Consider the following 17,627-nt stretch of genomic DNA (forward strand, 5'->3'; position numbering starts at 1 on the left):
GTCCTGCGTTGGATTCGAACCAACGGCCCCCTCATTAAAAGTGAGATGCTCTACCGACTGAGCTAGCAAGACATTTGCTTAAAAAAGAATTGAGATTATACAAAAAACATTATTACATGTCAAGAAAAGGATGTTTAAAATTTGTTTTTAGCTAACATGGTTGCATGGTTAGGTTGGTTTGGCATCAATAAGTTTTCAAAATAAAATATATTATAAAGCCCACTTGCAAGATATGCAGACACCAAATGGATGAATATTGGATTTATTTAATAAAATTTATTTAAATTTAAGTATCTTGTCTTTTAGCCTCATGTGAGCAGCTATTGCTATACGATAGATGATGCGTGATTCGTGGTAAAAATTGTGAATAATATGGATCAACGATATTGATTGTATATATATGGCTAAATAAATTATTTTGAACTGATAAATTGATGCTATAGAGTTATTTAAAGACAGCATATATTTGAGATATCCACCTGAATAAATTCTAATTGTCTCGTGTAAGTTAAACCAAAATTATAGATAGTACTTGAAAAATATTTTAAACTACAGTCAATAAATAAAAATCTATAAGAACATGAATCTAAGATATTTAAGATTAGGATTAAACCCCGTTAATAGGGGCTTAATAGTTTAATAATTATAGTCCATCAAAAGGATTTGAAACTACATCTTTGCGATCTACTATGTAAGGTATAATAGCTGCATGACGAGCTCTTTTGATCGCTTTTTCTACCATCTCTTGGTGTCTTTTTGATGTGCCAGTTAAACGTCTTGGCATTATTTTAAATCTCTCTGATAAACAATACTTTAAAAGAGAAGTATCTTTATAATCTATAAAATCAATTTTTGCTTCTGTAAATTTGCAATATTTACGTGAATATTTTCTTTTTTCTGCCATTTTCTATCCTTTAAATTAAAACGGTATTTCGTTGTCGCCATCAAAATTATCGGCGTCAATGTTTATATCAGGGATTTTTTCCTCATAGTACTCTTCTTGTACTTTTTTATTTTGTGGTTGCATTTGCTGTCTTTGTGGTGCTGAATTTTGATATCCACCATTGCCATAGCTATTAGTTGAACCATTATTTCGTTGTTGTGAGTACGAACTATTTTGATTAAATCCACCTTGACTTTGTCCATTAGCTCCGCTATTTCCGCCAAGCATCTCCATATTTTCAACTACGATTGAGTGCTTTGAACGGTTTTGTCCATTGTTGTCGGTCCATTGATCAAATTTTAATCTTCCTTCAACCAAAAGTTTGGAGCCTTTGCTTAAATATTGATTTGCTATCTCAGCTGATTTGCCAAAGAACGATATGTCAATAAAGCATGTTTCTTCACGTTTCTCGCCATTAGTATTAAATTTTCTAGTAACAGCAATACCGGAATTTCCTATAGCAGATCCACTAGTAGTGTATCTTAGTTCGATATCTCTTGTTAAATTCCCAACTAGTACTACTTTATTGAACATTTTTTATCCTTGATTATTCTTCTGTAAAAGTTTGCTCGTCTACTTTTTCAACTCTTGGCTCACGCGGCGCTCTTGGCTCACGAGGCTCTTTTTTTATAGTTTGCTTGATACCTTTGCAAAGTCTTTCCCAAGCTGCGATTTCGCGTTTATTTTCATATTTAACGCTTAAAAATCTTATGATATCTTCAGTGATCCTTACATTTCTCGTAAGCTCTGCAAGAAGTGCTGGTGGGGCTTTGTAATAGATAACAAAGTATGTTCCACGCTCGTATTTTTTGATGGTGTAGGCTAGTTTTCTAGTGCCCATCTCAACGACAGTAGCGATTTCGCCGCCATTTTTTGTTATAACTTCTTTTACGAAGTCAACTTTAGCTTTAACTTCCTCTTCCGTTAGTGTCGGCTTAAGAATAAATAAAAGCTCGTAATGTTTCATTTCTTCTCCTTATGGATATTTAGCTCACTTTGTGAGCAAGGATTTTGCTTTAAGCAAGGGTGGATTCTAGCTTAAAGTTACTTAATATTTGCTGTTGATATGAGATGTTGTAAATTTAAAATGGTTGATAATACAAAAATTTCTTTATCCATTTTTGTGTTTGTTTTTAGCTCTAACTCGGCTAAATTTAGCGTTTTAAATATCTCCAAATAGATATTTAAATTTAGTTTTAAGCTATTTGCTTTTAATAAATTTGCGACATTTACAGGCGGTTGATAACCGATTGCCTCATCTAAATTCAATCGACCATTTATCTTTATATAAGAGTAAATTTTAAATAGCCTAAAAAATGCTTTGTAAAGCGAGTTTAGAAGTAAAATTTCATTAAAATTTGGATCTTCTAGATAGGTAAAAAAGTCGTTTTTTATATCTTTTAGAGCCATAAATTTATTAAAAAAATCATCAAAATTTATCCCGCCAAGTCCAAAAACTAGCCTTTTTACATCATCTTGTTCGATGTGTGTGTTTAGGCTCTTTAGCTTTGTTAGCTCGCTTGCTGCAAGGTATAAATTTTCATTATGCGTAAAGTAAAGTTCATAAAGTGCGTTTTTAGTTATGTTTAGTCCTATTTTGGCTGAGTTTTTGGCTAGTAAATTTATCGCTTCATCTGGAGTTGAGGGCTTGAAAAATCTAGCAAAATTTGTCCCAAAAGCCTTTTGCGTATCAAAAACTAGTTTCATATCGGCCTCATAAAGCTCAAATAAAAAGTAGTTGTCCTGGCTTTTTGCGCAAAGCGAGATGAGCTCTTTTAGCTCTTTTGCTGGGATCTTTTTTTCGCTTTTTATATATAGGATATTTTTACCACCAAAAAGCGACTGCTCGCTTAGGTGAGAGCTTGCTTGCGCGTAGTTGTACTCGTCAAAATAAAGGCTTAGTAAATTTGCATCTTCGCTAGAGTAAAAGCTCAAAATTTCTTTGCCAAAGAGCTCGATCTGAAACTCATCCGCTCCAAAAAGCAAGAAGTAGTTGCTTAAATTTGCATTTGCTAAATTTAGCTCCAAATCTTTTCTATACATCGATCTTTCTTACCACTTTTGCAAAAATTTTAGCACTCGCTATGTCGGCCTCTGTGATCTTTACGACAAGCTTTTGAAGTAAATTTGCGCTGTATCCAGTGATGAAAATCCTAGCTCCAACAAAATGATCATCAAGCTTGGCAACCAAGACATTTTGGTTTTCGCTCACGTAGCAACGCACCTCTTTGCCGATATTTGCAGCTGCCCAGCGTGCAAATTTCCTATCCATAAAGTCGTAGGCCACCTTGTCCGCCTCTCTTTCAAGCTCGCTTAAGGTTGCACATGTGCTTTGGATGTTTAAAAGCAAGAAGTTGTAAAGCTTGTCATCTTTTGAAATTTTAGCCTTTAAGAGCCTATGTAAAATAAGGTCAGAGTAGCGTCTAATAGGGCTTGTAAAGTGCGTGTATCTATCAAATCCAAGCCCAAAGTGACCTAAATTTTCACTTGAGTACTCAGCTTTTTTTTGAGACTTGATGATGAGTTTATCTATCTCCTCGCGGTTGCCCAGTTCATCGGCTTTTATTTGGATCTTTCTTATCAAATTTGCAAGGTCGCTCTCGTAGGTAAAGTCAAGCCCCAAAAGTTGTAAATCTTCAAGCAAGGTATCTATCTTTTTAAAATCAGGCGATGCGTGGTTTCTAAAAACACCCTTTGTGATGAGCTTAGCAGCAGCCTTGTTTGCTAAAAGCATGCAGTCCTCGACTAATCTATGCGAGTCGGAGTCACTTTCAAACCTAGTTTGTGAAATTTGACCCTCATCGTCAAGGCTCATTCTAAGCTCTTTTGTCCTAAAGTCAAATGCGTGCAAAAGCCTTTTTTTGCGAAGCTTTGTGGTGAGTTTAAAAAGCGGCTTGATCCATGAAATTTCACACTCTCTTTTGCCTTCTAAAATTTCATCGATCTCGTCGTAGTTAAAGCGCCTTTTTGAAAGGATGATCGCTTCAAAAAGCTCCTCTTTTTTTACCTCATTATTCGCATCAAGTGAAATTTTAAAACAAAATGCAAGACGCGGTACATTTGGCTTTAGCGAGCAAATATTTTCACTGAGTGCGCGCGGCAACATCGGTACTGAAATGTGCGGAAAGTAGATTGAAAAGCCTCTTTTTTTAGCTTCGCTATCAATGGCACTGTAAGCAGTTACATACTCGCTTACATCAGCGATTGCGACGTAAATTTCACGCTTTTTCTCATCGAAATATATGGCATCGTCAAAGTCTTTGGCATCGACTGGATCGATCGTACAAAACTCTAAATTTCTTAGATCAACTCTATTTAGATACATGCTAGCATCGACTTCGTCGCCAAAAGCCTTTGCCTCAAGCTCACAAGCCTCGCTAAATTTATCGTTTTTATTATAAATAGCAAGCGAAATTTTCTCATCACTTAGCGGATCTTCTAAATTTCCTAAAACCTCGACTATTTCGTTATTTAGGTTGTTTACCTTAAGCAGCGTCCCAAGTGGGAGCATCTTTAGGCTTTTTTGAGTCGCTTTTAAGGTCGTGCTTAGTCCAGTTTTTAAATTTACACCTAAAATGGCCGCTCCAAAGCGTTTTGTATAGACCACGCTTGTCTCATTTGCAAGCTTTAGGCTCATTACTATCTTAGCACTTTGGCGTTTTTTCTTAAGTGGCAAAAGCTTTGCTAACACAATGTCGCCAAGGTGAGAGTTGTTTAAATTTTTATTTTCTACGATGATGTCTTGCTTGAAGCGTTTATCAAACGGCATGATAAAGCCAGTTGCGTTTTGGCTGATGTCTAGCTTGCCACAGACGTAGCCATTGTTTAGGTAAAATTTATCTTTATGAGAGCTTACGGCACCAAGATTTAAGAGATTTCGTAAAATCTCTTTATCTTCGTTTGAAACTTCTTTTTCCTTGATGCCAACTAGTAGTGAGGTTAGAAATTCTTTCACAAATTATCTTTGACTTTAGCAACAGCCATTAAAAACGTATCATGTCCAAAGCCGTATTCGTCAAGAAGAGGTAGAGTATTTTGTATGCTTATATCATCAAGTTGATTAAAGATATTTACAGCTGTTTTTATCACTTTTAGGGCTTTTGCGTAATCTTTTATATGATCTGGTGCCTCTTCTGGATTATTTGAATAGAGTATCGAGCTGCTAAGCTCTGTCTCAAGGTTCCATTGTTCAAAAATTTTAGCCGTAACTTCTTCATTTGACATATCTAAAATTTCTGTTTCAAATAGGGCAAGATCAATTGGACTAGATATATTTTTAAGTTTTTCTCTAAATTCGACATCTTGCTTATTTTCGGCTAATTCGTGAGCAAGAACTATCTTGCCAATCTCAAGCATAAATGAAGCTGGAGAGAGAATTTCTAGACTTTTAGGATTAACTTTAGAATGCCAATTGTACATCAGTGCATTTTGTATTATCGAGATATTTAAAAAATCTTGTGTAGTAATGCCATAAGGCTCTAAATTTATAGAAAAGCTCTTTTTAATCGTACTTGAAAGCGCAAAACCTCGAATAGTAGCCATACCAAAAAGAGAAATAGCTCTTGCTATAGTTGTGATCTCTTGAGAAAACCCATAAAGTGGAGAGTTTGCTGAACGCAAGATATTTGCTGTTAGCATCGGATCCTTTTCGACCACTTTTGTAAGATCACTTATTGAGCTATTTTCGTCCGCATGTAAGCGTTGAATTTGTATAACTGTGTCATCTAATGGTGGAAGTGCTTTGATTTTTTTAAAAACTGATTCATTCATTGAGTTATCTCTTTTTTTGAAATTTCAGCGTATTTTATCAAAATAAATTATCATAAAACTTAAAAAGAGTTTCTGTATATTTCAGCCGAATTTTTGCTGGCTAAAGTTATAATTTTGCCAAATTTTAATAATAGGAGTAACAATGGCTATAAATGTTTATTATGATAAAGACTGCGATTTAAGCCTTATTCAAAGTAAAAAAGTAGCAATCATCGGCTTTGGTTCACAAGGTCATGCACATGCTGAAAATTTAAGAGATAACGGTGTAAGCGTTGTAATTGGCCTTTCAAAAGGTGGCAAAAGCTGGGCAAAAGCTGAAGCAAAAGGCTTTGAGGTAAAAACCGTAAGTGAAGCTACAAAAGGCGCTGATGTGGTTATGATTTTAACTCCAGATGAGCTTCAAGCAGAAATTTATAAAAATGAGATCGAGCCAAATTTAAAAGATCACGCTGCTATCGCGTTTGGACATGGTTTTAATGTTCATTTTGGCCAGATAAAAGCTCCAGCAAATATAGATGTCATTATGATCGCTCCAAAAGCTCCAGGTCACACAGTTAGAAGCGAATTTGTAAGAGGTGGTGGCATACCTGATCTTATCGCTGTTGAGCAAAATGCAAGTGGAAAGGCAAAAGAGATCGCTCTAAGCTATGCTTGCGGCATAGGTGGCGGTAGAACTGGCATCATTGAGACAACATTTAAAGATGAAACTGAAACAGATTTATTTGGTGAGCAAGCTGTTCTTTGTGGCGGTCTTTGCGCGCTAGTAAATGCTGGTTTTGATACGCTTGTAGAGGCTGGTTATGAGCCTGAGATGGCGTATTTTGAATGCTTGCATGAGCTAAAACTAATCGTTGATTTGATGTATCAAGGTGGTATGGCCGATATGCGTTATTCTATCTCAAATACCGCTGAATACGGTGATTACGTAAGCGGTGTAAGAGTGGTTGGCGAAGAGAGCAGAAAAGCTATGAAAGAAGTTTTAAAAGAGATTCAAAATGGCAAATTTGCAAAAGACTTCATCCTAGAGAGAAAAGCAGGATATGTTAGAATGAACGCTGAGCGCGGTATAGCTGAGAGAAGTTTGCTAAATCAAACTGGCAAAAAACTTCGCGCGATGATGCCTTGGATAACTAACGGCAAACTTATAGATCAAAATAAAAACTAAGCCTTGAGCGAAAAAAAGACTGCAAAGAAGCGACCCACAAAAAATAGTGCAGGTCGCTCTCACAATAAAACCTATCTTGGTATCGGCATTATCGCAGCTATTTTGATAATAGCACTTAGCGTAGCCATTAGTATAAAAAATAATGGTGCAGAACAGATAAGCAAAGCAAATGAGCCAAAGATAGAGAAGCAAATTTCTAAAAAAGCTGAGCCAAAGGTTGCCAGTAAAGAGAAAAAACAAGAGTACGAAAAGAGAAAATACCCTCTAAAATTTGATGAAGATGAAAATTTAAGTAAAATTTTTACTGATCCTAAGCATAAAAGTGAGCTTGCTTTAAATTCAAAAGTTGAGCCAAAAGAGCAAAAAAAGATAGCTGAAGTAAAGAGTGAAGCCAAAAAAGAAGAGATAAAAAAAGAGCAAAACGATACTAAAAATTTACTTGCAAGTTATAAAAACACAGAGCCTAGTGTAATAGAAAATGAACAAAAGATAGAGCCATTTTATAGCTCAAAAACCGAACAAAAAACCGAGTTAAAACCTCAAAATTTTGAAGCAAAAGTCGATCAAAATAAAAGCGCTGAAATAGAAAAAAAAGAGAAATTTAAAAGCGAGAACACAAAAGTCGAGCCAGCTAAAAAAGCTGAAAATTTAACTACCAAAAAGATAGAAAAAACAAAATACGAAGAAAAAAATATAAAAAAAGATAGCTTTGAAGCGGTACCTTTTACGCCAAATGCCAGCATAAAAGGACGCGCAAAGCTCGTCATCATAATAGACGATGTGGCGACATTTGAACATGCAAGTATGATAAAGTCGCTTGGCTTAAAAATCACGCCGTCTATTTTTCCAGCGACAAAGACTCATCCAGATACGCCAAATATCGCAAGAACATTTGAGTTTTACATGATACATCTTCCGATGCAAGCAAAACACTTTGATAGTCCAGAGATAGGCACTCTCACGATCAACGAGAGTTTTGAGAGCATGCATGAAAAGATAAAAAAGATACGCAAAGACTTCCCACGTGCAAAATACACAAACAACCACACAGGATCGCGCTTCACAAGCGATTTTGACGCTATGGATAAGGCTTATAGGGCGCTGATAGAGCAGGGTTTTGTCTTTGTTGATAGTAAAACTATCGCTCAAACCGCAGTAGCAAGAGCTGCAAAAAAACATAATCAGCCATACATTTCAAGGGATATATTTTTAGACGACGATCCATCGGCTAGTGCTGTTAGGCGTGAGCTTGTGGCTGCTGTAAATTTGGCTAAAAAAAGAGGCTACGCGATCGCCATTGGGCATCCAAAGAAAAATACAATCTCAGTGATAAAAGAGAGCAAAAATAATCTTTTAAAAGATGTTGATGTGGTTTATTTAAAAGATGTTTTATGAGACTTGACTTTATCCCAGAGCCGTTAAATAGACTAAAAAATCCACCAAAACAGCTAAATTTTATCGGAGATACTTCACTTTTATCTTTGCCAAAGATCGCAGTTGTTGGCTCAAGAAAGGCAAGTGTTTATACAAAAGAGTGCGTCACAGCACTTTGCGCAGCACTAAAAAGTGCAAATGTCTGTGTGGTAAGTGGTGGAGCAATCGGCGTTGATATCGCAGCTCATAAAGCTGCTATGCCACGAACGATTGGCATCTTTGCGAGCGGACTTGACACCATCTATCCAAGCCAAAATAAAGCGGCGATAAATGAAATTTACACCAAAGCCTTGGCTCTTAGTGAGTATGACGAAGGCGAGCCACCACTTGCTTATAGATTTTTGGAGCGAAACCGCATAGTTGTGGGGCTTTGTGAAGCTCTAGTCGTCGCGCAAGCTGATCTTAAAAGTGGCTCTATGCAAAGTGCAAGGCTTGCAAATGAGCTTAAAATTCCAGTTTATGTACTGCCACAGCGCATGGGTGAAAGCGATGGGACAAATTTTTTGCTTGCAAATAAAAAAGCCGAGCTTATTGATGACTATCATAAATTTGCTTCACTTTTTGGCGAGATAAAAGAGCAAGAAAAGACTAGTGACGAGATTTTAGAATTTTGTGAAAATGGCGTAAGTCTTGATGAAGTTTTGGCAAAATTTGGCGATATCATCTATGAGTACGAGCTTGAAGGGTTGGTTGAAATTTCAAATCTAAGAGTAAAGAGCTTGCTATGAGAGAGAAATTTATGGCGATCGATGTTGGGCTAAAGCGAATAGGACTTGCCTTTGGTTTTGGCGAGATCGTGACGCCGCTTGAGCCAGTGCTTAGAAAAAATAGAAACCAAGCCGCAAGAGATGTGAGTCAAAAGGTAAATGAATATGCCCCAGATACGCTGGTAGTGGGCGTACCAATCGGTGGTAGTAGCGAAGATGAGATGAGAAGACGCATCGAGCATTTTGTCTCACTTCTTGATGTAAAGGCAAATATTGTCTATCAAGATGAAGCCTTTAGCAGCAGCGAAGCTAGTGAAATTTACACCAATACAAGACGAGATGGTAGACTGGATAGCATTTCGGCCACTATTATTTTAAAAAGATATCTTAGGATAAATTAAAAAGTAAAAATCGGTCTATTTCTCAAGCGAATTTTTAAAAGCTAGCTGAAAGCTATCTGTGCTAAAAGGCTGCTTTAATACTGTGACATGATTTGGCAGATCGTTAGCTGACTCATCGTTTTTGCAAATGGCTACAATACGAAAATTTTTAATATTTTTAAACTCAAGTATATCTTCTAGCATCGCTTCATTTTTTAAAATTTTACTATCGATAAAAATAACAAACGGGGTAAAAATAGAATCTTTTATATGTCTCATTAGATTGCTAAGGTCGTTTTTACCGATAACTTTTAGACCTAAAAAATTTATCTGAGCACTAATAGTGTCAAACAAAGCATCGTCATCGCAAGCGACTAAGATATTTGTATTTGTTTGATTTTTGATATTTATTTGTCTTTGGATAGCTCTATCGCCTGTTAGTGCCGCGCTAAAAGATATTAAAAATTCTCCATCATTATGAGAGATCATAGATTCATTTGCTTTTTTTAGATAGTCATTTATCTTGCTGAGATAGTAATGACTTGGTCTCATTACGCTATGGCTAGATTTTATCTTAATGTCAAAATGTACAGATTTGGGACTATAATTTTTAAGTTGAAAGAGAATGTAAATGTCTGCATATTCGGTAGAATAAAGGAAAAATTTGCAAATATTTTCAAGTGTTTTTATGAGATTTGTAGCATCAAATTTTAAAAACCTTGGATAGCTTGGATCGTAGCTAAAAATGATGGAATTTTTAGTGTCCTGTGCGTCTTGGTATATGGCGCTAAGAAAAATTTCCATTCTATTTATGATATCGATAGGTTTATCTTTCATATTATCAACATCCCGTCGCCGTATGAGTAAAATCTATACTTTTCATCAACTGCCGTTTTATAAATTCTCATCGTCTCTTCAAGTCCTATGAAGCTGGTAACTAGCATTATTAGAGTTGATTTTGGTAGATGAAAATTTGTAAGAAGGTAGTTTTGTCTAATTGGTTTATTATTTAGGTTTAAAAATAGCTTACAAAAGCCGCTTACTTGCTTGCTCCTTGCAAATTCTTCAACACATCTAGTAACTGTCGTACCAACGCCAAGGATTGGTTTATTAGAATTTATAATCTCTTGAGCTTGCTCGCTTAGCTCGTAAAATTCTGAGTGCATTTTGTGGTCATTTATATTTTGGCACTCCACACCTTTAAATGTCCCAGCGCCAACATGAAGTGTAATGTAGGCGACTTCGTGCTTTGCTTTTATCTGCTCTAGCATCTGCTCGCTAAAGTGCAAGCTTGCAGTAGGGGCAGCTACTGCACCAATGTTTTTGGCAAATATGCTCTGATACCAGCTCTCGTCATCCTTTGTATCAGCTCTTTTAATGTATGGTGGAAGCGGGACGTGACCAATCTTTTCAAGCTCACTAAAAAGGTGAACATTATCAAGCAAAACGCCATTTTGCGTAAAATTTACCACTCTTGTGCCATCATCATTTAGCTCAAGCACATTTACTTTTAGGTTATCAGGAAAATTTAAAACGCTACCAGCACTTACTTTGCCTCTTATATAGACGCTAAATTTATTTTCGCCTATGGGCTGGTTTAGCATCACTTCGCAAGCCCCGCCGCTCTCTTTTTGTCCTAAAATGCGAGCTTTAATAACTTTTGTATTATTAAAAATAACTGCAGCATCGTCTGGAATAAGACTAGAGAGATCTTTAAATTTGTAGTGTTTTATCTCTTTTGTATTTTTAAAATAGACGAGCAATCTTGCCTCTTCTTTTGGCAAAACTGGCTCTTTTGCGATGAGCTCTTCTGGCAAAAAATAATCATAACTTGAGACGTCGTTTATATTATTCATCGCTTGCTACGTCGCTGTCTTGTTCTTCTTTTTCGTCTTCATCGTCGCTCTTGTTAGCTCTTTTGGCGACGATTATTGAAATTCCATAAAGTCCGATGAGTGGTAGCGCCATTAAGACTTGACTTATCACATCAGGAGGTGTCACTATGGCTGCAAAGATAAAGATAATAACAACAGCGTATCTGAAGTAATCTTTTAGCATCTTGTCATCGACAAGTCCGATCTTTGCTAAGAAAAATGTAATTACTGGTAGCTCAAATGAAATTCCAAAGCCAATTAGTAGTTTTGCAAAAAAGCCAACATACTCGCCAATGCTTGGTAAAGCCGTAAAGAGTTGGCCACCAAAATTTACCAAAAATGCAAAGCCAAGTGGAATCACCACGTAGTAACAAAACGCCGCCCCGCACGCAAACATAAATGAAGCTGAGATGACAAATGGGATCACATATTTTTTTTCATTGTCATAAAGCCCAGGGGCGACAAATAGCCAAAACTGCCAAAAAATGATAGGTAGCGCGATCACGACACCAGCAAAAAATGCAACTTTCATCGCTGTAAAAAATGGCTCTTGAATTTGAGTAAATATGATATTTGAGCCAGCTGGCAAGACTTGTTTTAGCGGTTCGCTCATCCATGCAAGCAGTGGGTTCCAAAACGTAAAGCAGATGCCAAAACAGACAAAAACGCTTACTATGCTTATAAAAAGTCTCTTTCTAAGTTCGATTAAATGGGGTCTTAGCTCTTCAAACATTACGCCTCTTTTTTATCGTTTAAGATCGCATCTTTAACTAAATTTGTTGGATTTTGTATATTTTCTACCGTTTTTTTGGTGTCGCTTACGACGTTTTGTATGCTTTCAGTGACGTCGCTTGCGCTTTTCTTGATCTCGTCAAGCTCTTCAAAAGTAAGCTTTTTGCGCACATTCTGCGTACTTTTAGTTATGCTTTCTTTATATTTTTGGGCATCTTCTTTTAGCTCAGCTATCTTCATTTCTTGATCAAATGTTGATTTTGCGTCGTTTATGCCTTTTTTAAACATTTTTAGAAATTTTGCAATCTGAACCATCGCGCTTGGCAGCTTGTCAGGACCTAAAACTAACACTGCAATAATGGCGATAACTAAGATTTCAGAAAAACTCATTCCAAACATTTTTGCCTCTATTAAATTTTATTTAAGCTTTGTATTTTATCTTGACTTTGCTCAAAATTTTATAAATTTAGCCCTCGATAAAGAGTGCGATTTCGTCGCTTAGTAAGAAATTTGGATTGTAAAATTTACCATTTTTAAAGAGCAGTTTTTCATTTTCTACAAGAAAATTTGCCCTTTTTTTCTGAGCCTCACTTAAGCGTCCAGCCTCCACGCCAACTATGCTTCTAAGCCCTAAAAATATATGCTCTCTTACTAGCTCGCTCTCGTTTAAAATTTCTTTTTCTCTGTAAGTTGGCTGTGAGATGTAGGCATCTATGCTATTTTTGGCGTAGTATCTAGTGCCGTCCACGAATCCTACGCTAAAAGCACCCACGCCAAGGTAGTTTTTGCCCTGCCAGTAGCCAAGATTGTGCTTACAAATTTGCCCGAAATTTGAAATTTCATACTGCTTAAAGCCAGCAAGCTCAATTTGCTCTATCATAAATTTAGCCAGGCTGTCGCTATCTTTTTTATAACTTTTTTTACCAGCAAAAGGGGTGCTTTCTTCAAGAGTGAGCGAGTAAGCACTTAGGTGCGTGATAGCAAGGCTTTTTAAATTTTCAACCTCAGCCAAAAGACGCTTTTTAGTGTCAAATTTGGTGTCATAGATGAGGTCTAAATTTATATTGCTAAAGCCAGCTGTCCTGGCATTTTCATCTGCTTTAAAAATTTGCTCTCTGCTGTGAATGCGACCAAGAAATTTAAGCTTATCTTCAAAAAAACTTTGAGCACCAAAGCTTATGCGATTTGCACCTAAATTTTTAACATGCTTTAGCCAGACTAAATTTGCAGAATTTGGATTTGCTTCAAGTGTGATCTCGGCTTCTGGTGTGCAAAGAGGAGCTAAAATGCTAAAAATTTCATCATAAAATTTAGCATTTACTGCACTTGGTGTGCCGCCACCAAAAAAGATGGTTGAGATTTCTTTTACATTTTGGCTTTTTAGCTGAAAATTTAGATCAAGGCAAAGCGCCTTAAAATAGTCGCTAACCTTGTTAAATTCGTCATCGCTTGAGCCAAAAGCACAGTAAGGACATTTGCTTTCGCAAAATGGTACGTGGATATAAACTTGCAAATTTCTCTCTTTTTAAATTTTGGCGATTATAAGAAATTTGGCATTTATAGCAGTTTAAAAGTAGCTTTTGGTCTTTAAGAGTTTGCTTGGCAAAAAGCCAAAATTTATCTTAAAAATTTTTGCAAAATGTGCAGTATTTGTATAACCTACGATATTTGCGGCTTCTTTTATGCTAATATCGTTTTGCTCTAAAAGAGTAAAAGCTAGCTTTAGGCGCTCTTTTGCTAAGAGTTGGTAGATCGTATCTTTGAAAAATAGCTTAAAATTTTTCTTTAGCCAAAAGTCATTTGTGCCACAAAGATGGGATAGCTCCTTGATGCTTGGAGGATTTTGCATGCGACTTAATAAGATCGTTTTAGCCTTTAAAAGAGTCTTTTCTTCGTCACTGCTAAGTGAAAATTCGCTCTCTTTTCGTATTTTACTTTTGTAAATAAGCTCTAAAATTTTTGATTCGGTAAAAATTTCTCTCATCGCGCCTTCATATAAATTTGTCGTTTCAAGCTCATTTAAAACGCAAATTTGAGCTAAATCTTTTTTATATTTCAAAAGCTCAAATTTATCATTAAATCTAAGTCCAGCAAATATCTCAAGCTTATTTGCGTAACTTTCGTCAAAAAGTAGTGTTTTAGTCTTATAAAATTTATTTTGATACTCAAAGACACCTTTAAAATCGTCATTAACAAGCCCAATGCAAAATTCATCTTTGTTTAAGATATACTCTTTTTTATCAAGCTTAAAGCAAAGATCGTTTTTATCCTCATTAAACATTAAAAATAGGTATTTTTTAGACTTGTGACGATCTCTTTTTATCCTGCCATTACATAAAATTTCACTTTTTAGATAGCTGATGCCACTGCTTTGTTTGAAAAACTCTACGCTTGCTTGTTTTTCCTTTTGAGATATTTTGCTCGTTCCATATTTTTTGTCTAAATTTATCATTTTATCCCTCAAGCGTTAAATTTAATCCCTTTAGCGTTACGTATGATATTGATAACGATTATTTAATTTTAGTAAAATGCGCATTAAATTTTTATAAGGAGTTTTTGTGAAAAGTGCATTAAAAATTTCTATTTGTGCGGCAATTTTTATAAATTTACCGCTTTTTGCAAATGAAGATAAGGTTCTGCCAGAAGTTAAAGTAGTTAGTGCGACAGGATTTGAGCAAAATATCAAAGACGCACCAGCAACGCTTAGCGTTATAACCAAAGAGGCATTAGAAAAGAAAAATCATAAAGATATCGAGAGTATGACCAAAGATATCCCAAGTCTTTTTGGAACGACTCCCGAAGCGGCAAATAGACGAGGAATTTCTATACGTGGATTCTCTCCAAGATTTACTAAAATTTTAGTAAATGGCATGCCAGTGCCAGGCGATAACGCCTATAAAGGGCTTAGAAGCGTTGGAGGCTCATATAGTTTCATTCCGCCAGCAAGTGCGATAAGCCGTATCGAAGTGATACGTGGACCTATGAGCTCGCTTTATGGAAGTGACGCGTTAGGCGGAGTTATAAATATCATTACAGATGAGTTTAGTAATGAATTTGGCGCAAATCTTGGCTCAAGCTATAAATTTGCTAGAAATAAAAATATAAGCGGTGAGTTTTACAATAGCCTTTATTTGCACTCTGGACTAATTGACGATGTTTTAAGTGTTTCTGTTTATGGTAAAAATTTAAATAAATCAGAAGATAAAATTTCTTACGCAAATAGAGAGCAAAAGGATAGAAATTTTGGTGCGAAGCTCTTTTTAAAGCCAAATGAAAATAATGATCTTACGCTTGAGCTTGCAAGAAGCGATGTGAAATATAAAAGAACTAAAGGCAAAACACTATCAACTGGTACCAACTCAGTTGCTAGTGAGAGGATAAAGGGCGATGTGATAAATTTAAGCCACGAAGCAAGGCTTGATAATATCTTGCTTCAAAGCTATTTATCTTATGGCAAGATAAAAGAGATAGCACAACAAAATTTGACACTAAAGACTCTAAATTTTGATACAAAAGGCTCATATTTTACTGATAATAACGCCTTTACATTAGGACTAAATGCTAAAAAAGAAAAGCTAGATGAAAAGGCTACTACAGCAGATGCGGCAAATGTAAAAAGGTATGATTATTCGGTCTATGCTGAAGATGATTATCGCCTTATAAAAGACTTTATCTTAAGTACTGGTATTCGTTATAACTACGATGAAAACTATGGATCGCACGTTTCACCAAGAATTTATGGCATCTATAACTTAAATGACTTTTTTGCCCTAAAAGGCGGAGTTAGCACAGGTTATGCGACACCTGATATCAAGCAACGCACGCAAGATCTTGCTTTGACATTTGCTGGAGGACGTGGAGCGCAGCTTGGAAGAAGTGCTCTTAAGCCAGAGACAAGCGTAAGTTATGAATTTGGTGGCGTTTATAATAATAATGAAGGTTTTGAAACGTCTTTAACTGGCTTTTACACAAGTTTTAAAGATATGTTAAGTTACAGGCCTATCTGCTCAAGAGGCAGTGTTTGCAGGCATAAAGGCAAAATTTATCCAAATGGTATTTGGGAGAGTATAAATATCGGTAAAGCTGAAATTTACGGAGTTGAGTTAACAAATGAGTGGCAGGTAACAAATGCTCTTAGACTAAATCAAAGCTATGTTTATACAAAATCAAAACAAAAAGATGGATCAGAAGTTGGCAAAAGCTTAAACAACTATCCGCTTCATACATTTAAATTTGGAGCGAACTACGAGCTAAATAGATGGCTAAATTTCTGGTCACAGATAAATTATTATGGTAGAACTAAAAACTCATTTAGTTATGCTGATGATATGAGAGCTTACGTTATCGCAGACCTTGGCATAAACTACAATATAACTAAAAATTTCAGCCTAAACTTAAGCGTTTATAATCTCTTTAACGAGTTTTTTACGACAAGATCAGGCAGATATGATGTTTTGATAGTCGATGGACAAAAGATCGAGCTTGGCTTTAATTTGAAGTTTTAAAATGTTTAAAATTTGGCGGAAATTTCACTTAATTTTAGCTCTTATCTTTGCTTTGCCACTTTTGATAATTTCAATTAGTGGAGCGATTATTTCGTATCACGATGAGATAATTGAAGCTTTTAGCAAAGATGAGATAGACATAGCAACTAATAAAAGTGCTTTAAAAATAGATGAAATTTTAAAGGTCTTTAGCAAGACCATGCCAAATTTTAACCTTAGTTATATAAAGATAAAAGGCGAGGCAAATAGAGCTTATGTAGTAAGTGGCACAAGCGAGAATGGCGAGTTTAAGTCGTTCTTTATAGATCCATATACGGGCGAAGTAGTCTCTGAAAATAGCGTGGAAAAATTTATAGGACTAGCTTTAAATTTACATAAAAATCTAGGACTAGCTCTATTTAAAAATGAAAATTTATCTAAATTCGCAAGCGAGATAGTGGCGATTTCGACGCTTGCGTTACTTGTGATTTTATTAACTGGAGCCTTTATACAATTTTGGAGATTTAGAAGTAAATTTATTAGCGCCTTTAAGCTAAATCTAAAGGCAAAGAAATTTGCATTTTTATATTCGCTGCATGGATTTTTAGGGCTTTATTTGGGAGCCATTTTGCTTATTATCTGTGTTAGCGGTCTATACTTTTCTTATGAGAAATTTGCTCTTTTTGTAAATCAAATTTATGGCGAGCAAAAGGTCTTTAAAAAGCCAAATTTTACTAGCAAAAATGGCTTTAGCTTAAGTGATGAGCAAAAGGTAGAAAATCTTCAAAAAGCTTATGAAATTTTTACTTTAAAATTTGGAAATGAGTTTGACGCTTTAAATTTTATTCTCAATAAAGATGGCGTAAAATTTATGATCTTTTACTTGCCAAAAGGTGCTAGTGAGAGTGACGGCGTTAGGCTTGTAGTCGATACGGCAAGTGGAGAAATTTTAAAAAACACCATGCCAAAATCTTTTGAAATTTATAAATTTATGCTTGATTTGCACGCTGGATATACATTCGGAGAGGCCGGAAAATTTATCTTTTTTATGGCTTCTTGTGGAGTTGGCGTGCTACTTTTTAGCGGCTGTGTGATTTACTACAAACGGCGTAAAAAGTAGTCTTATTTATCTATCTCT

Annotated in this window: 18 protein-coding genes; 6 read left to right on the forward strand and 12 right to left on the reverse strand. The window is 35.7% G+C overall.

The window, feature by feature from the left end; all coding sequences use genetic code 11:
* Nucleotides 1-643: 643 nt before the first annotated feature.
* From rpsR to G6W45_RS07455, 6 genes are all read right to left on the reverse strand, one after another.
* Nucleotides 644-904, reverse strand: coding sequence for a 30S ribosomal protein S18 (gene rpsR, locus G6W45_RS07430; RefSeq protein WP_021091467.1), 261 nt, complete (start codon nt 902-904; stop codon nt 644-646).
* 15 nt (nt 905-919) lie between these two features.
* Complete coding sequence (locus G6W45_RS07435; RefSeq protein WP_021091531.1) at nt 920-1,477, reverse strand: single-stranded DNA-binding protein; 558 nt, start codon at nt 1,475-1,477, stop codon at nt 920-922.
* A gap of 13 nt (nt 1,478-1,490) precedes the next feature.
* Entirely contained in the window at nt 1,491-1,910 is a 420-nt protein-coding gene (gene rpsF, locus G6W45_RS07440; protein ID WP_021091458.1) for a 30S ribosomal protein S6, read from the reverse strand.
* Nucleotides 1,911-1,987: 77 nt separating this feature from the next.
* Nucleotides 1,988-2,986, reverse strand: coding sequence for a DNA polymerase III subunit delta (holA, locus tag G6W45_RS07445; RefSeq protein ID WP_194168062.1), 999 nt, complete (start codon nt 2,984-2,986; stop codon nt 1,988-1,990).
* Nucleotides 2,979-4,898: an RNB domain-containing ribonuclease gene (locus G6W45_RS07450; protein ID WP_194168063.1), complete on the reverse strand. Its 1,920-nt coding sequence runs from the start codon at nt 4,896-4,898 to the stop codon at nt 2,979-2,981. Before G6W45_RS07450 ends, holA begins: the two co-directional genes overlap by 8 nt.
* Nucleotides 4,895-5,713 (reverse strand): HDOD domain-containing protein, encoded by an 819-nt coding sequence (locus tag G6W45_RS07455; protein ID WP_021091523.1) that lies wholly within the window; start codon nt 5,711-5,713, stop codon nt 4,895-4,897. Before G6W45_RS07455 ends, G6W45_RS07450 begins: the two co-directional genes overlap by 4 nt.
* A 142-nt stretch (nt 5,714-5,855) precedes the next feature.
* On the opposite strand from G6W45_RS07455, the gene ilvC reads away from it, so the two are divergent.
* The 4 genes from ilvC to ruvX are packed head-to-tail and all read left to right on the forward strand — an operon-like array spanning nt 5,856 to nt 9,420.
* Complete coding sequence (gene ilvC, locus G6W45_RS07460; RefSeq protein WP_054196937.1) at nt 5,856-6,878, forward strand: ketol-acid reductoisomerase; 1,023 nt, start codon at nt 5,856-5,858, stop codon at nt 6,876-6,878.
* A 3-nt stretch (nt 6,879-6,881) separates the two neighbouring features.
* Complete coding sequence (locus G6W45_RS07465) at nt 6,882-8,273, forward strand: divergent polysaccharide deacetylase family protein (protein WP_194168064.1); 1,392 nt, start codon at nt 6,882-6,884, stop codon at nt 8,271-8,273.
* Nucleotides 8,270-9,040 carry a DNA-processing protein DprA gene (locus G6W45_RS07470; RefSeq protein ID WP_194168065.1) on the forward strand — a complete coding sequence of 257 codons (771 nt, stop codon included), beginning with the start codon at nt 8,270-8,272 and terminating at the stop codon, nt 9,038-9,040. The genes G6W45_RS07465 and G6W45_RS07470 overlap by 4 nt, the downstream gene beginning before the upstream one ends.
* On the forward strand, nt 9,037-9,420 hold the full coding sequence (ruvX, locus tag G6W45_RS07475; RefSeq protein ID WP_084109382.1) for a Holliday junction resolvase RuvX: 384 nt from the start codon (nt 9,037-9,039) through the stop codon (nt 9,418-9,420). The genes G6W45_RS07470 and ruvX overlap by 4 nt, the downstream gene beginning before the upstream one ends.
* Before the next feature lie 15 nt (nt 9,421-9,435).
* On the opposite strand, the gene G6W45_RS07480 is transcribed toward ruvX, so the two are convergent.
* The 6 genes from G6W45_RS07480 to G6W45_RS07505 form a co-directional block, all read right to left on the reverse strand.
* Nucleotides 9,436-10,236, reverse strand: a complete 801-nt coding sequence (locus tag G6W45_RS07480; protein ID WP_194168066.1) for a hypothetical protein — start codon at nt 10,234-10,236, stop codon at nt 9,436-9,438.
* Nucleotides 10,233-11,255, reverse strand: coding sequence for a tRNA preQ1(34) S-adenosylmethionine ribosyltransferase-isomerase QueA (queA, locus tag G6W45_RS07485; RefSeq protein ID WP_194168067.1), 1,023 nt, complete (start codon nt 11,253-11,255; stop codon nt 10,233-10,235). Before queA ends, G6W45_RS07480 begins: the two co-directional genes overlap by 4 nt.
* On the reverse strand, nt 11,248-12,006 hold the full coding sequence (gene tatC / locus G6W45_RS07490) for a twin-arginine translocase subunit TatC (RefSeq protein WP_021091515.1): 759 nt from the start codon (nt 12,004-12,006) through the stop codon (nt 11,248-11,250). Before tatC ends, queA begins: the two co-directional genes overlap by 8 nt.
* On the reverse strand, nt 12,006-12,404 hold the full coding sequence (gene tatB, locus G6W45_RS07495; RefSeq protein ID WP_084042117.1) for a Sec-independent protein translocase protein TatB: 399 nt from the start codon (nt 12,402-12,404) through the stop codon (nt 12,006-12,008). Before tatB ends, tatC begins: the two co-directional genes overlap by 1 nt.
* Nucleotides 12,405-12,471: 67 nt before the next feature.
* Nucleotides 12,472-13,518: a radical SAM family heme chaperone HemW gene (hemW, locus tag G6W45_RS07500; protein ID WP_194168068.1), complete on the reverse strand. Its 1,047-nt coding sequence runs from the start codon at nt 13,516-13,518 to the stop codon at nt 12,472-12,474.
* A gap of 54 nt (nt 13,519-13,572) precedes the next feature.
* Nucleotides 13,573-14,457, reverse strand: coding sequence for an AraC family transcriptional regulator (locus G6W45_RS07505; RefSeq protein WP_194168069.1), 885 nt, complete (start codon nt 14,455-14,457; stop codon nt 13,573-13,575).
* Nucleotides 14,458-14,563: 106 nt separating this feature from the next.
* Here G6W45_RS07505 and G6W45_RS07510 point away from each other — a divergent pair, with 106 nt between their 5' ends.
* Together G6W45_RS07510 and G6W45_RS07515 are read left to right on the forward strand one after the other, a co-directional pair.
* A complete protein-coding gene (locus tag G6W45_RS07510; protein WP_194168070.1) occupies nt 14,564-16,510 on the forward strand; it encodes a TonB-dependent receptor domain-containing protein in 1,947 nt (648 codons plus the stop codon).
* A gap of 1 nt (nt 16,511) precedes the next feature.
* The gene (locus G6W45_RS07515) at nt 16,512-17,609 is read left to right on the forward strand and encodes a PepSY-associated TM helix domain-containing protein (RefSeq protein WP_194168071.1); all 1,098 of its coding nucleotides are present in this window, start codon (nt 16,512-16,514) and stop codon (nt 17,607-17,609) included.
* Nucleotides 17,610-17,627 lie beyond the last annotated feature (18 nt).

It is taken from the genome of Campylobacter concisus (assembly GCF_015229955.1).
GTDB classification, from domain to species: Bacteria; Campylobacterota; Campylobacteria; order Campylobacterales; family Campylobacteraceae; genus Campylobacter_A; species Campylobacter_A concisus_AT.